9 protein-coding genes are annotated in these 15,644 nt (G+C 51.3%); 4 read left to right on the top strand and 5 right to left on the bottom strand.

All coding sequences use genetic code 11. The features are described 5' to 3' along the window. Nucleotide 1 precedes the first annotated feature (1 nt). Entirely contained in the window at nt 2–1,225 is a 1,224-nt protein-coding gene (locus ACTQ34_RS04020; RefSeq protein ID WP_441362619.1) for an LCP family protein, read from the top strand. Nucleotides 1,226–1,308: 83 nt separating this feature from the next. Further along, the gene (locus ACTQ34_RS04025; protein ID WP_441362620.1) at nt 1,309–2,556 is read left to right on the top strand and encodes a M16 family metallopeptidase; all 1,248 of its coding nucleotides are present in this window, start codon (nt 1,309–1,311) and stop codon (nt 2,554–2,556) included. A gap of 49 nt (nt 2,557–2,605) precedes the next feature. On the opposite strand, the gene ACTQ34_RS04030 is transcribed toward ACTQ34_RS04025, so the two are convergent. After that, entirely contained in the window at nt 2,606–4,555 is a 1,950-nt protein-coding gene (locus tag ACTQ34_RS04030) for an LTA synthase family protein (RefSeq protein ID WP_441362621.1), read from the bottom strand. Nucleotides 4,556–4,614: 59 nt separating this feature from the next. Further along, nucleotides 4,615–6,000: an alanine/glycine:cation symporter family protein gene (locus ACTQ34_RS04035; RefSeq protein ID WP_441362622.1), complete on the bottom strand. Its 1,386-nt coding sequence runs from the start codon at nt 5,998–6,000 to the stop codon at nt 4,615–4,617. 350 nt (nt 6,001–6,350) lie between these two features. On the opposite strand from ACTQ34_RS04035, the gene ACTQ34_RS04040 reads away from it, so the two are divergent. Then, on the top strand, nt 6,351–7,085 hold the full coding sequence (locus ACTQ34_RS04040) for a hypothetical protein (protein WP_441362623.1): 735 nt from the start codon (nt 6,351–6,353) through the stop codon (nt 7,083–7,085). 71 nt (nt 7,086–7,156) lie between these two features. Here the strand turns inward: ACTQ34_RS04040 and ACTQ34_RS04045 are convergent, their stop codons facing one another. From ACTQ34_RS04045 to ACTQ34_RS04055, 3 genes are all read right to left on the bottom strand, one after another. Then, nucleotides 7,157–9,862: an S-layer homology domain-containing protein gene (locus ACTQ34_RS04045; protein WP_441362624.1), complete on the bottom strand. Its 2,706-nt coding sequence runs from the start codon at nt 9,860–9,862 to the stop codon at nt 7,157–7,159. A gap of 136 nt (nt 9,863–9,998) precedes the next feature. Next, on the bottom strand, nt 9,999–12,758 hold the full coding sequence (locus tag ACTQ34_RS04050; protein ID WP_441362625.1) for an O-antigen ligase family protein: 2,760 nt from the start codon (nt 12,756–12,758) through the stop codon (nt 9,999–10,001). A gap of 76 nt (nt 12,759–12,834) precedes the next feature. After that, nucleotides 12,835–13,959: a glycosyltransferase family 4 protein gene (locus tag ACTQ34_RS04055; protein WP_441362626.1), complete on the bottom strand. Its 1,125-nt coding sequence runs from the start codon at nt 13,957–13,959 to the stop codon at nt 12,835–12,837. Nucleotides 13,960–14,138: 179 nt separating this feature from the next. Here ACTQ34_RS04055 and ACTQ34_RS04060 point away from each other — a divergent pair, with 179 nt between their 5' ends. Continuing rightward, nucleotides 14,139–15,518 carry an undecaprenyl-phosphate glucose phosphotransferase gene (locus ACTQ34_RS04060; RefSeq protein WP_441362627.1) on the top strand — a complete coding sequence of 460 codons (1,380 nt, stop codon included), beginning with the start codon at nt 14,139–14,141 and terminating at the stop codon, nt 15,516–15,518. Nucleotides 15,519–15,644 lie beyond the last annotated feature (126 nt).

Raw genomic sequence — 15,644 nt, forward strand, 5'->3', positions numbered from 1 at the left:
TATGTCTCTCAAACGCTTCCAGCGCAGACTTGTCCGTATACTGACCGTTCTGGTTATTTTGTCCATTGTTTTCTGTCTTGGCCTGTACGCTTATCGGTCATTTTTCGGTTTCACCTATGACGGTTCCCTGTTTGGTCAGGATCTGGCGGCAGGTGTGAAAGCGGATGAAAATATCACCAATATTACGTTGTTTGGTCTGGATACCCGCGAGGGTGACACCCAAAGCCATTCAGACTGCATGATGATCGTCACTGTGGATAATATGCGCGGCAAGATTAAGCTCATCAGCCTGATGCGCGATTCTCTGGTCAATATTGATGACCATGGTGAGGACAAGCTCAACGCCGCCTACTTCCTAGGCGGACCGAGTCTTGCCATCCGTACCATCAACGAGAATTTCGGAACAGACATCACCGAATATATTGCGGTGAATTTTGAGCAACTGGTTGAAATCATCGATGCGCTGGGCGGCGTAGAGATTAATGTAGAAACCACCGCAGAGCTTCTGGAACTGAACCGTGTTATCCGGGATTACGGCATCGAGCAAGGCAAGGAATTTGCCGGCATAGAGCAAACCGGCCTGCAAACGCTGGACGGCGTGCAGGCGCTGTGCTACGGTCGTATCCGTAAGGGCGGCACTGGCGATGACTGGGCGCGTGTGGAACGTCAGAGCATCGTACTGGAAGCCATGTTCACCAAGGTGCAATCCATGGGCGCGAGCGAGTTAATCGGATTGATGCAAAAGATTGTCCCCTATGTGACAACTTCGCTCAAGGCAACCGAAATCGCCCCGCTGATTGTCGGCGCTGTCAAAGATGGTGTCCCCACGCTGGAGCATACCCGCGTTCCGTTGGATGGCGAATGGGATTATTACGGCTCCTCCAGTCAATACATTCTATATGATTTGGATGTGGCCGCTGACCACATCCATGAGTACATATATAATGATGTATTCCCCGGCGAGACTGCTTCCACGTCTTCCTCCGATTCCGGTACCACCAGCACTAGCACGGATACGGCTAATGAACCGCTGGGCGGCGTCGATTTTGACGAACCGCCGACTGCACCGGCTACCACAGATGATACTTCTTCTTCGGACAGTACGGTCGATCCTGCTTCCCTCGCGGAAGAGGGCGGACGCTATGATCCGGCAACAGGGGACTATTATGACTCCGATGGCGACCGTTATTATCTGGACGAATCCGGCAATCGGGTGTATTATTAAATCAATATGATCCATATAGGGGGTATGATACCACGATCATACCCCCTATTTATCACTGACACAGAAAGAGGAAAGCAACCAGTATGTATGTTAAACGTGTTCTTCCCAACGGGGTGCGCCTGATCTCGGAGAAACTGGATACCGTGCGGACGGCATCCGTTGGCATCTGGGTCGGCAACGGCAGCCGGTATGAACCGGCCGCACTGAACGGTATTTCTCATTTCATCGAGCATATGATCTTCAAAGGCACGGAAAAACGCTCTGCTCAGCATATTGCCATTGCCATCGATGCTCTGGGCGGACAGGCCAACGCCTTTACCGATAAAGAATGTACCTGTTACTATATGAAAGTGCTGGACAAACGTCTCAAGACCGGTATCTCGATTCTGGCGGATATGTTCATGCATTCACGTTTTGCACAGGAAGATATTGATTTAGAGCGCGGCGTTGTACTGGAGGAAATCGACATGTATGAGGACTCTCCGGAGGATGTCGCCATTGACAAGCTGTTTGAACAGTGCTATGACGGTTCGGCGCTGGGCCGTCCCATTTTGGGCACGGCGGAAACGCTGCAAACCATCAACTCGGAAGCGATGCACGACTATATGCGTCGTTACTACCGTCCTGCGGATACCGTTGTCGCTGTCTCCGGCCACTTTACCGAGGATGATTTGGATTATATCGCCGAGTTATTTTCGCAAATGGAGGGCGATGGACGCAACCAGATTACGCCCGCCGTCTATCAGCCCAGTCTGATGTTGCGCGAAAAGGATATCGAGCAAAACCATCTGTGTCTAGCCTTTCCCAGCGTATCGCTGCTGTCCGAGGACCGCTTTGCAATGAACTTGCTTAGCTCCATCCTTGGCGGCGGCATGTCCTCCCGCCTGTTCCAAGGGGTACGCGAACAGAACGGCCTCTGCTATTCGATCTACACTTTCACTACGCCGCATCTGGATACCGGTCTGCTGTCCATTTACACCGGTCTCGGCGCGGAAACCGAGCATAAAGCGCTGGATCTGATCGTACGTGAGCTGCACCGCTTCTGCGAGGACGGACCTACTCCTGACGAGCTCTCGCGCTGCCGTGAGCAGGTCAAAACCACGCTGCTGATGGGATTGGAAAGCACCGGTACGCGTATGATGACCATTGGCCGCAGCGAACTGCTGCGCGGACAGGTTGCAGCAGTAGAGCAGGTGCTTGCCGCTTACGACAAGGTCACCGCAGAGGATTTACTTCAGTTGGCGCGCCGCGTATTCGACTTTGAACAGGTTTCGCTCGCTGTAGTCGGTCAGCCCGACCGCGCCGAAAGTTATCGCGCGTTGCTGCAATAATATCTTGCATTCATCAAAAAGAGCCGACGGCTATGCCGTCGGCTCTTTTTCACTCAATGGTTTCATACTTCATGCGGTAATAGGTTCTATCCTGATACTCTTTGACCGCATCTGCGGCCGTCCCATCCAGCGCAGACAGATAGTTCCCCTGCGCGTCCACCGCAGTACCACGCTGCACCACAGGCCATTCACGCCGCAGCTCATTTACAAAGGCAAAGAACTCGTCACTTTGTCCACAGCCCACCGCATCCAGCACAGCAGCACCCAAAAAGCTCGCGCTCAGCATGCCGTCTTGTGGAATACCCAGGCGCTCCGCCAAGGTATCGAAATCCAGCGCATCCGCCCCCGCCTGATTGGCCCACATTACAAACGGCGGCGCATAAGCATCCAGCCAATCCTGCATACTCCGGTCTGCCGTCATGTCCATACCCAGCGCGCGGTAGCACAGGTAATTATCCCCCAAGCTAGGCAGATGGTCGCCATACCAGATCAGCAGCACCGGTTCCTCCTGCTGCTCAAAATAATGGACCAAATCGCCCAGCATCGTATCTGCATCGCGCAGGCCGTGCGTATAAACGGTCAGCATTGTCTTTGCATCTTCCGGCAGTTCTTCCGCCAACTGGAGCTGATACAAATCACGCGCCTTGCCGTATTTGGATTCGGTATATGCCATATGATTTTGTATCGTGGTCACATAGGTAAACTGCGGCTGACCGGTTGCCTGCCGGTTTTGAAAGTCTGTAATCAGGTATTCGGTCAATGATGCGTCGGATACATATCCGCCCTTATAGGTGGCATTGGTAAACGCATCCTCAAACACGATTTCCTGCGCACCCAGCCATTTATAGATATTCTGCCGATTGTAGAACCATGCCTTACCGGGATGGATAAACGCCGTCTGCCAGCCGTTGTCATCGGCAACCCGGAAGATAGAACCCATATTTTTATGCAGTACACGGAACGAAGATACGCTTGCATCCGACAGCATGGCGGTCTGCATACCGGCTAATACATCAAACTCCGTATTCGCCGTGCCTCCGCCATAGTTTGGAACAATCAGCCGTCCGGAAATCGCATGCTCCGACTGCTGCACCGCGTGATAGTTCTTGAGCGGATCGGTGTCCTCCGTCCATGCGAATGCATCCGCATCGGTGATATCGCAAAACGCCTCGCTCATCACAAAGATGACATTCACCGGCTTGGGTTGCGCTGCCGCCGTTTGTGTTTGCGCAATGCGTTCCTCGGTCTCCGCTTTGGAGAATCCTTCCGGTTTTTGCAGATTGTTCTGCGTCACGCTGCGCAAAAATGTATAATGGAAGCCGGTTTCCTGACAAACCGTGGTCATATTAAATCGATTGGTGCAGGGAAAGGAATTGAACAAATCAGCAGAGGCATACACTGTAACCGTCAGCCCAAACAGAATTGCCAAACTGACCAAAGGGCCCACAGCACGACCGCATCGCACCAGCACTCTGCTGCGACTGCTTTTCCGTGTCCGTACCAGCACAGCCGCCACAATTAAAACAATGCATGCCGCGACAAACGCCAACACAAGCGGCAAATCAATACGCAGATCATAGCCACCCGCCGCAGTCAGCGCCTCCCGCAACATGGTCAAATCCTGCGGAACGACCGGATCGTCTCGTGCCTCGATTTTAAGCTGATTGGCAATATTGAATACGCCGAACACGACCATTGTCACTGCCGCCGCACCGAAAACATTGCCAAATGCAAACGTCAACGCAGCCAAAATCAAAAGTACCGGTAGCCAGTTGAGCAACCCCAGTAGCGGCGTGGTAAAGAAGGTGTATGGAATAACCGGCATGGTTTTCAAGCACAAAAACCAGATAGCCGCTGCCAGTACAATCGCCAGCGGAATGTTCCAACCGGCTGCAATCCGCAGTGGGATTCCATGAGTTTCCGCGATATTTGTCTGCTTGCCGGGACGGCGTCGTTTCGCCTCATGCGCGCCCGGTCGCGTTTTCTGAAAATGTATCATCGCTTTATTTTGTCCTTTTGCGGATGGTATTCATCCGTCTGTCTCTGTATCCTTCTGCGTTATTTATCCACAATGGGAATCTCCGTGGTGTCCTTTTCATCCAAATGATTGAGATAATGTTTCGTTTCCTTTGCAATCACACCGGATAACAACAGTACGGCAATCAGATTGGGCACTGCCATCAGTGCGTTCAGAATGTTGGCAATCGTCCATACCAAATCGAGTGACAATACAGGCCCGATTACAATGACCAGAATGAATAACAGCTTATACGGCAGCATTCCTTTTCGACCAAACAGGTATTCACAGCAGCGCTCTCCATAATATGACCAGCCTAAAATCGTAGAGTAAGCAAAGGTGATGATGCCAATCACCAGAATCAGCGGCCCCAACACCGGAATCTGCGAAAATGCCGCCGTAGTCATCTGGCTGCCATCCTCGATCATATCCATATTGATATTGGGATTTTTCATGATAGTGGTGACCAAAACCAGTCCTGTCATCAGACAAACGACAACCGTATCCCAGAAGGTTCCGGTCGCGGAAACCAGTGCCTGCCGCACCGGATTACGCGTCTGCGCAGCACTTGCAACAAGCGGCGCGGAACCCAGACCGGATTCATTGGAAAACAGGCCGCGCGCGACGCCGTATTGCATAGCCAGCCGCAGGCCGCCGCCTACCAATCCGCCCGCTACTGCACCCGGCTTAAATGCCAGCACCAAAATCGTCTGTAATGCCGGCAGAATATAATCCCAGTTGATGCAGAGAACCACCAGGCAGCCAAATACATAAAACGCTGCCATAAACGGCACCAGCTTTTCGCAGACAATTGCAATCGACTGGATGCCTCCAATGATAACCACCGCTGTAATGGCCGCAAAAACGATACCGATGGCCAACGGCGGAATGTAAATCGGGCTGTTACCTTGAATAATTTCCGAAATCGCATTGATCTGCGTGCCGCAGCCGATGCCAAACGAGGCCAGCATAGCCAGCGCTGCAAACGCTATCCCCAGCCATTTCAAGTGCAGCCCGCGCTCTAATGCGTACATCGCGCCGCCCTGCATGCGTCCATCCTTGGTCTGCACGCGGTATTTAACTGCAATCAGGCTCTCGGCATACTTGGTTGCAATGCCAAACACGCCGGTCAGCCAGCACCAAAGCACTGCGCCCGGACCGCCAAGGAATACCGCCGTGCCAACACCAACGATGTTTCCGGTGCCGATGGTCGAAGCCAGCGCGGTTGTCAGCGCTTGAAACTGACTGACATCCCCCGGAGAATCCGGGTCCTTTGTTAGGGACAGCCGAATGCCGGTAAATGTCTTACGTTGAATAAAGCCGGTGCGCAGCGTCATAAAGATGTGTGTGCCAAGCAGCAGCACAATCATCGGCAAGCCCCATATCCGGTTATCAATTGCTGATATGATGCTGGAGAACGTCTCCATACCATTACCCCTTCCCCTCTTTTGGTTTCAAAACAGGAAAGGGAGCGAAGCTTCGGCTTCGCTCCCTTTTCAGTCAGAGGGTATATCCCCCTGCATGCATACCTGCTTACGGGAGCCGCAGCAAGACAATGCTTCCCTGCATTGCTGCTGCGTCATATCATTATTATACAATATTCGTCCCAAAAAGCAAGAAAAAACGCAGGTGTAATCTTTGCTCTTGCGTTTTTTGTATTTTTTCCTATTCTATAGATATGCTTGTCACCCCGTGTAACAAAATATCCGGATATGGCTCCGCGCGTGTTTGCTCGAAGCAAAACACGTGCGGAACTATGCCAAACAAGGAGGTTTCCATGAGCTTCTCGCAAAATAAGCTATTGAATTTCAGCAAAAAAATTTCTTCCCTACGCGACCAGCCTAACATGCAGCCAAGTGAACTGAAAGCATACTTCGACAGCAGTCCTGAGGAGCTGCAACAGGCGCACAACGGTCTGTGCGATGCGCTTGCCGCCATCTCTGCCGCCGCAGGACTCGGTTTTCAACGCACCGCTGGGGTGCCCGCCGACACCGTACAGGCAGCTGTTGAGAATGTGCAGTCTCAGCTTACCGATGCGGTACTGGGCAATATTCCTTCCGGCAGTGTCACCGGTGATAAATTGGCGCAGGACGTACGCGACCGCCTTGCCGCTATCGAAAGCACAGCGGCAGGCGAGGCCTCCACTCGCGCAAGCGCGGACAGCAATTTGCAACAGCAAATCAACACGCATTCGACACAGATCGCTGCCAAATGCGAGGTTTATATCGGCAGCTATGTCGGCGATGGTATTGAACAGCGTACTTTCAATTTGGGTTTTCAGCCGAAGGCTCTTTTGCTGTTAAATCAAAGAGGTGTAACGAATGATAACGGCTACGGCTTTGGCGGGTTAGCTCTGCCCAACATGGCCTGTGGTCCCAGAGAAGACTTTCCCGGTCTCATCATCAATGCAAACGGCTTTACAGTTTATCAAAAATCAGATTTCAGCGGCGCATATATCTATCGAAATTACAACCAGTCCGACATGGGCTACTGCTATATTGCATTTCGATAAAGGAAAACCCCCGGGCGAAAGCCCGGGGGTTTTGTCTTAACAGACTATAAGACTATATTAAAACGTTTGTCTTAATACAGAGCCTTGTTGACCAGATAGGTATTTACATCGGTCGGAACATTCAGCTTGCCGTCGTCTGCATCATAGATCACAGCCACGATCTTGTTGCTGTCAGCCGGATCGTAAACCACATACGCATTCGGTACGTAGTAGGTCGTGCCGCCGATAACAACTTCGGTAGCCGGATAGCTGATGTTAGCCATGGTAGCCTCGATGTCAGCAGCACCCTCGGTCTTATCATCGTTGATTGCGATGAACGTGCAGTCGCTGCTGAACTCGTAGGTGCTCTCTACACCATCATTGCCGATGAAGCGGAGGTTGTCGCCGTCAACGCCCAAGATGAAGGACATGCCGGTGGAAGCTGCCAGGTTAGCGCCCTGATGGCCTACAACCTTAACGTCTTCGATGAACTTGCCGTTAGTAGCGTAGGAGATAACATCGCCAGCTACGCCAACGGAAGCGGAAGAAGCGTCAACATGCAGGGTGGTCTTCTCGGTGCCGGTCCATACCTCGTAAGCGCCCTTGGTCTCGCCGTCTACAGTTTCCTTAGACGGGTTGGACAGCAGGTAAGCGTACGAACGATCCTCGGTAGCGCCCGGAACATTCTCTGCATCAGTGCTGCTCAGAACAGCATACTTAACATACTTGATGCCGTTGGTGTTCTTGGTCAGCATCTGCGTGCCAGCAGCAAAGTTCGGAGCAACGGTATCGCCCCAGTTGTTAATCTGCTTGCCGGTCAGAACCTTGGTCTCATTGCCAGTCTGAACGAATACGATTGCATCGTCAGCAACAGACGTCTTGGAGATCTTCTGATCATTGTAAACAGTGGAACCAGTTGCGATAGTGGTCGCAGCATAATCCATGCCTACCTTATTGCTAGCGCCAACTTCCTTAACGTCATAAGTGCCGTCAGACAGCTCAGCGTAGGTGTACATGGTGCGAGCCTTCAGCTGATCCTTGCCAGCGTAATCTGCATCAGCAACGGTCTTGATCTTCTTGCCGTCGAGCTTGGAAACCTTTACTTCCTTGTCGGTGCCGTCCTGGAAGAACATGCGAACCTTAACAGTGCCGGTGGTTTCGCCCAGAGAAGTCTCCAGCTTGTTTGCCTTGGTGTTGTCGTCAGCCTTGTCGCCAGAATTAGCCTTCTCAATGCCAGAGATGTAAGCAATGCTGGAAGCGGAAGCCGCAGTCTCGTCAGCCGCTACAACAACGCCGCCGATCATGACAAAGTCATAGGAGTTGCCAGTAGTAACAGAAATCAGGCTGCCGTTCTCCTTAGCCAGCTTGTACCAGGTGCCGTCCACGCGAACTTCGTCCGGAGTACCGCGGGTAGCCTCTGCCTTAGCAGAAACAACATCCAGCTTGGTGACCAGATCGTTGCCGCTGGACAGGTTCTCACCCTTAACTACGGTTACATAGTCGTCCTTCGCAACGCCTTCGTAAACGTCAGCGTCATCGAACTTGATGGTGGAAACAGTGCCGTTGTCCAGATTGCGTACGTTGATCGCAGTCTTGGAAACCGCAGTTACCTTAGCAACCATAGCCGGAGTAGCGTAAGCGGAATCAACCTTGCCGTTGCCGTCGTTATCAAGCAGCTTGATTTCGGTAGCAGCGGTAGCAGCATTAACGGTTCCCTTTGCAGAAGCAGTGTACAGGTCGCTCAGCTTCATAGAAGCATCGGTGTCCTTGTTGATGCTGTATACAGACTGATCTGCAGCTTCGCTCTTGTAGGAAGTGCCGTTCAGCTTGATCTTGTCGCCGTCCTTCTCGATCTGGCTGGTGTAGCCGGTAGCTACAACCTTGGAATCCTCGTGTGCGTAAACACCATAAACCTTGGACTTGTCGCCGTCCTTGTACATGATGTTAACGTTCTGGCCGATCAGGTTGGAGTAGTCGTTCGCAACACGGGTGAACTCGCCGCCGTTCAGGGCGTAGGTGTCGCGGCCGTCTTCCTTCTCTACCTTATCCAGGCGGTAGCCCTCTGCGGTAACCAGAGACATGCACTTAGCGCCCATGGTCTCGTTAACCTGAGTGGTAACCCAGTTGCCCGGAGCGCCGTCCTTGCCCGGCATCCAAACGTAACCAGTGGTCTTAACCTTCTCGTAGTCGCCGATGTCGGTGCTCCACTTAACGGTGTCAGCCTTCAGAGCATTGTACATGATCTGAGCAGCGTACTGACGCGGCATAGCAGCCGTTACAGAAGAAGACACATCAACATACAGGCCGTTCTGGGTAGCCAGAGCGTTGGTGCGCTGGGTGTAGCCAGTGCCGGTCAGGCCGGACTTATCAGCCTGATAGCCCATGCAGATCAGCAGCATCTTAGCCAGCTCGGTGCCGGTAACCTTGTCGTCCGGAGCGAACTTGCTGTTGCCCTTACCATTGATGATGCCATTGGTGTAGCAGAAGTTGATGTAGCCTTCTGCCCAGTGGCCGGAGTAAACGTCGGTGAAGATGGACTTGCCTTCAAAAGCAGAGGCATTGTCGTTACCGCCGTTCCAGATGGTGTAGATCATCTTCGCAGCTTCTGCGCGAGAGATCGTGTCGTTGGGCTTGAAAGAGCCATCTTTGTAACCATTGATGACACCCAACGCCGAGAGCATATCCACAGCTTCGGTCTGCTGAATGTCAGCCGAATCCGTGAATGCCGCACCAGCAAACATGGTGAACGCGCAAGCGAACGCCAGCACCAGTGCGAGAACCTTTTTCAGATTCTTCATGGGTTTTTTCCTCCTTAAATTTTTTGAGCATAGTGCTCTTTTCGGAAATTATAATACCACAGGTTTTTTTGAGGGTCAAGCAAAGCGGCGCGAATGTAACACGGGTGTAATATTGCAAATAAACGTCATCGCACTGTTATTCCTTCATATAAGCAACCCGCTGCACCGTTGTTCCCGCCTTGAGCCGCAGGGTAACCGAACTGTTGGTACCGCCGCCCAGCTCATCTTCCGCCGGGCAGGTCCCTGTAGCCGTATCAAATGCAACCGCATGGCCGTCAATTTCGACCTCCGAAATCCCCGATTTATCCTCGCTCTGAATCGTCAGGTCATAGCGGCCTTCATTCTTCAGTATCATGTCAAAGGTTACCAGGCAATCGGTTTCCGCTGTAAACGATCCATCATCGTTCCAAGTCATCTTGCCTTCCTGTACGGTTGCGCAGTCCGGAACACCATCATTATTTACATCCGGCAAGAATGCGCTATCCAGTCCAACTTTGGAGAAAATGTTCAGCGCATCATTAACCGTATAGGGTTCCAGTGCCGCTACTGCCAATAATTTATTCAAAAATGCATTATTTTCCGCAGTCAGCAGCACCTCATCCAGTTGATCGTCGTTGACTGCCTGCAGTTTTTGATAAGCTGCTATCATATACTGTACATAGCTGTCATCCTCCAGCAACTGTACCGCATTAAACTGACCGACCGGATCAATAATGGTTTCATAGATATCAAACATTTGCTGCCAAACTTCTTTATCGGCACGCATATACTCCGAACCGTCCTCCAGCGTATACATTGCCTTGGCAAACTGCCCGGTACCCACATAATACTGGGCAAGCGGAATAGTGATCGAGTTGGATTCCTCCGCCGCCAAATCAGTAGCATACCGATCCGCCACTCCCTCTTCGCTGCCACCGGAAATCAAATAAGACAGCTTATAATCGTTTTTCTCAAACAGGTCAATGGATGCACAGGTTTTCAGTTTATCCAGGGTCAGGCTGTCGCTATGGAAAATACTCTGCGCTATCAAATTCAGGCCAATCAGCACGATAAACACCGCCGATACCGCGGCCACCGGCCAGCGCACCACGCCGCCCGTACTGCTTTCCGGCACTTTGATGCGCAGGCAGTCACCGCAAAACAGCGTTACCAGCGCCAGCACTGCAAAGAACATCGGCAGGCAGCCGCCGACCGACCAGATGACGTCACTGATTGCCTGACCAAACATCTGCAATACGCAAGCCGCAAGCAGCATTACCATGAGCGGCTTTTCTTTACGGCTTTTCACCAGTGCCCAAACAACCGTGCCCAACATTGCAAGGAATGCTGCCAATCCCACCACGCCGAGGTCACACAATGCTTCCACATAATGGTTATGCGCGTATTTGGTTTCATAGTAATAATCCTGTACGGACACAACACCGTTTTCAAAACCGCCAAGACCGCGGCCGAAAACCGGTGCAGTCTGCCACAGTTTGATGGCATCCTTCCAGTACACGCGACGTTGCACCACATTACCGTTGGCAGACAAGTCCTGAATACGGTCGGCAATGAAGGACGGCAGCAGCTTATAACCCAGTTTAATGCTGCCGCTTGTCGCGCCGTCATACACCGCATTGTTCACCGTAACCCCCGGCTCGCTGCAGGAAAAATAGAAAAATACCATTTCACTGTCCTCCGGTACAGTGAAGGCCAGAGGGGCATCCGAGGTACCTGTCACCAAGTTGGTTTCATTGTTCTGAATCAGGTTACTGGTATTCTTATAAGCAATGCGCACACCTACCGGTGCGGTTGCATCTACCGTCAAGGTATATTCTCCTGCGCCGAGCACCGCTGTGCGCCGGAAATCACCTTCCGTACCAAAGGTATAGGCACCCGTAACGGAAAGCGCCGCAACCAGATACACTGCCATCAGCACAATAATGCCAGCGATCACGGCAATCAGCAGTTTTCCTTTGCCGGACAGTGCTTTTGAAACTTTCTCTCGTACAAACAACTCCAGCACACAGGCCAATACGCAGCCCAACACCAACATGAGCATCGGAAGCGGCGAACCCGTTGCAGTATCGCCGAAGCCCTTGACCGATACCGCACCCACGGCCAATGCAACCACAGCCGTCTGCACCAGCAGCAGGAAGAATCCGATGCGCCGCTCTTTGGGGCTGAGCGCAAGCATCAGCAAACATGCCACCACAAACACGCCGAGAGAACCCATGGAAAACGCCAGCAAATAGGATACCGCATTAACCATCAGCAGTATGGTACACAGAATTTTCTGTTTTCTGCTTTCCGCTGTCAGCATCAGCCACAACGAAAGCAGGCAGGCAATCGACATTAAGCCGGCATAAATATTCGGGTTGCCGAAAATTGTGCTCAAGCGCGCATAAAAATTCGAACCGGTATTTCCGTAGCCCGAGCCGATTGCTTCCATCAGTACTCGGAACGGACGCATCAGAATATTGCAGGATGCCGCGTCAATCGAAAGCACACCCACAGGCGCCGCGGCACATGCCAGCACAGCTGCCGTTCGCCGAAAAGCTGTTTTACTCTCTTTTGTATACAAAACAATGCCCATAAATACGGCAAACGCCGCCAGCAGACAGGCAAATTCAGCGATTGCAAATTTGCCGGAGCGTGCATACAACGTTGAAATGCCTGCAAGCAGCATATAAGCAAACACCGCAAAGGCCGTCGGTGTCAGCAACCGCTTAACACGCTGCTTATCTGCAAACAGAAGCGCGCATAACACACCAACCGTACCCAGCCAGCCGACTACTTTCTCCGTATAATAGCTGCCGTTGTTGCTAAAAGTCAATATAATAAACAGTGCGACTGCCGAGATGATGTATATCCACCACCTTTCCTCTTTCATGGGCTGAACTGTTTTCCCCTTCATGTTAAGTGACCTCCCTCACGCCCCCAATTACAGCGGCGTTTTTTTCATGATACCTTATTATATAATAGAATCTTTTTCAGTGAAAGCCTTTTACTGCGTTTTCATACAAGGCTGTCAATTCCGGAAATACCTCGGTGATATCAAACCGCTGCACGAAATGCCTTGCAGCCTGTCCCATGCGCTGCCTCACGTTTGCATCCTGCATGCGCTGTACTGCATTTACAAATTCCCTTTCGTCTCCAAACGGATAGAGAACGCCATTTTCACCTGCACATATCAAGTCCTGATGCCCTTTGATGTCACTGGCAACGACCGGCAGACCGCAAGCCATTGCCTCCATCACATTAAATGGCAGTCCCTCAATCCGGCTGGCGGACACACAGATGTCCGATGCACGATACCAGTTCTCCATATCCCGCACGAATCCCGGAAACCTTATGCGATCTGTCAGCCCGGCCTTTCCCGCCTGCATTCGACACATTTCCCGCATTTCACCCTGTCCGGGCAGCAGCAGTACAACATGCTCCGGCAAGCTTCGCATTGCCTCAATTAGCATACCCTGATTTTTCCTCTTGGAAAACTCCGCTGCATAGATCAAAACCAAATCGGATGGTTTTAGCCCCAATTTCAGCCGCAGTTCCTCTCGCTGATTCTGTGTCGGCGGCGTAAACCGCGTGAAATTCACCCCCATCCCCTTGGTGAGCATTTGTTTTTTCCCCAGATGATACCTGCTGGCGATCTCCGCATCCTGCCGGTTCATGGTTAGTAGCCAATCCGTTACCGATGCTGTGATTCGCTCCGCGCCCAACAGCAGAATCCGTTTTGTCCGCTGCGTATCTTTGTCAAACAAATACCCATGCACTGTATTCATAACGCTTGGCCTGCGTTTTCCCAACGGAGCAACCGCCAGCCGCGCAAAAAACGCTGCAAGAGAAGTATGCAAACTTATCATTTTATACCGTTCCGCCCGCATCAGCCTGTATAGCTCCCATACAGCCGCCAGATTTTTCGGAGAAAACATGCTTTTTTCAAACGGAAGAGAAATAGACCGGCTTACTCCCTCCAAGCGGCACGGGACACCGCCCGCTGCCACATGCACTTCATAGCCTTGGAGGGCAAACCATTGCAGATATGGCTGATGAAAGGACGCGAGATGCCCAAATGTTGAGGCAACATACAATATTTTTCCTTTTGCTCTCATGGCGACACGCCTCCAAAAGAAAACGCAGGCGATTTTCCCCACCCGCGTTCTGTTCTGTATTCGTTTAAAATATTACCGCACACCGCACTTTTTGTCAAGTTCGGAGAGGTTCTGCTGTAGAATATTGCGGTCATATATGGTAAAATAAAAGCATTCCATTCGTTTGGGAGGATCAACCGGTGATCAAAGAAAACCAAAAAACACTTAATCAGATCAATGGCTTCACTGATGTACTGCTATTATTTCCCTGCATGCTGCTGGCATACTTTATCCGTTTTGTGATCTTTCAAGGGGAATCGGGCCATATTGGGCTTTCTTATTATCTGTATGCCACTGTTTGCATTATCCCGCTTCTATGGTTCCTGTACAGTCTGATGGGCCTGTATGATTCTTTTCGTGCCAAAAACTTTTTGACCGAATTCAGCCTGCTGCTCCGCTGCAACGTCATTCTGTTTGGATTGATGCTTGCCTTCTTCTTTGTTTTCAAGGAGTTTCATCTTTCCCGTTGGACTCTGCTATTATTTTTCGCTTTGGCCACACTGTTTATCACCTTTAAGCGCTGGTGTCTGCGGCGTTTTTTGCGCACCCTCCGCGAAAAGGGCTATAACCTCAAGCATGTGCTGCTTATCGGATGCGGCGAGCAGGCGCGCACCTACTATCATGCCATCCAGACGGACCGCACGTTGGGCTTCTCCATCGATCATTACCTCGCTCCCCGCGACTGTCTACCCGGCATCTCCTATCTTGGCAATTACGATGCCCTTTCCAAAGTGCTTGACCGAATCAATCCGGATGAAGTCATCATCGCTTTGGAAGCGGATGAATATCCTTATTTACAAAACATCATTGCAAACAGCGAAAAACATGGCGTCAAAGTCTCCCTGATTCCTTTTTACAGCCGTTTTATGCCCGCACATCCGGTTTACGACGAGGTCGGAGGAATCTCACTGGTTAACATCCGTCATATTCCTCTGGATAATATCGGAAACGCATTTGTCAAACGCGGCATGGACATCATCGGTTCTCTAGTGCTCATTCTGGTCACCTCACCGCTCATGCTGTTTGCCGCGATCGGTGTCAAGCTATCCTCCCCCGGTCCAATTTTATTTAAGCAGGAACGGGTTGGATTGAATAAAAAACCGTTTTACATGTACAAATTCCGCTCCATGCGAGTCAACGACAAGCAAACCACCGGCTGGAGTACAAATGCAGACCCGCGCAAAACCAAATTTGGTTCTTTTATTCGCAAATTCTCCATCGACGAGCTGCCGCAGTTTTTCAATGTGCTCAAAGGGGACATGAGTCTGGTCGGTCCACGTCCCGAGCTTCCCTATTTTGTCAATCAGTTTAAAGAGGAAATCCCGCTTTATATGGTCAAGCATCAAGTGCGCCCGGGTATTACCGGCTGGGCGCAGGTCAACGGCTTCCGCGGCGACACCTCGATTCAGGGACGCATCGAGCACGATCTGTATTATATCGAAAACTGGACGTTTTTGCTGGATATCAAAATCCTGCTCATGACCATTTTCCGCTTTACCAACAGCGAAAAACTGCAATAAACCAACGCAGGCAAAGCGCCTGTCGTTATCTTGACGAAATGCATTAAATTCTGTATAATATACAACATTAACTTGCCATAATTTACACAGAAAGGTGGAATTCAGTTTCTATGTCTGACCCTGATC

This window comes from Agathobaculum sp. LCP25S3_E8 (genome assembly GCF_052117165.1).
In the GTDB taxonomy this organism is placed as follows: Bacteria; Bacillota; Clostridia; order Oscillospirales; family Butyricicoccaceae; genus Agathobaculum.

What these genes read in the sequence shown, in the direction of transcription:
- ACTQ34_RS04050 (WP_441362625.1), bottom strand. Translation starts at nt 12,758, where the DNA reads ATGAAGGGGAAAACAGTTCAGCCCATGAAAGAGGAAAGGTGGTGGATA.
- ACTQ34_RS04035 (WP_441362622.1), bottom strand. Translation starts at nt 6,000, where the DNA reads ATGGAGACGTTCTCCAGCATCATATCAGCAATTGATAACCGGATATGG.
- ACTQ34_RS04045 (WP_441362624.1), bottom strand. Translation starts at nt 9,862, where the DNA reads ATGAAGAATCTGAAAAAGGTTCTCGCACTGGTGCTGGCGTTCGCTTGC.
- ACTQ34_RS04030 (WP_441362621.1), bottom strand. Translation starts at nt 4,555, where the DNA reads ATGATACATTTTCAGAAAACGCGACCGGGCGCGCATGAGGCGAAACGA.
- ACTQ34_RS04025 (WP_441362620.1), top strand. Translation starts at nt 1,309, where the DNA reads ATGTATGTTAAACGTGTTCTTCCCAACGGGGTGCGCCTGATCTCGGAG.
- ACTQ34_RS04040 (WP_441362623.1), top strand. Translation starts at nt 6,351, where the DNA reads ATGAGCTTCTCGCAAAATAAGCTATTGAATTTCAGCAAAAAAATTTCT.
- ACTQ34_RS04055 (WP_441362626.1), bottom strand. Translation starts at nt 13,959, where the DNA reads ATGAGAGCAAAAGGAAAAATATTGTATGTTGCCTCAACATTTGGGCAT.
- ACTQ34_RS04020 (WP_441362619.1), top strand. Translation starts at nt 2, where the DNA reads ATGTCTCTCAAACGCTTCCAGCGCAGACTTGTCCGTATACTGACCGTT.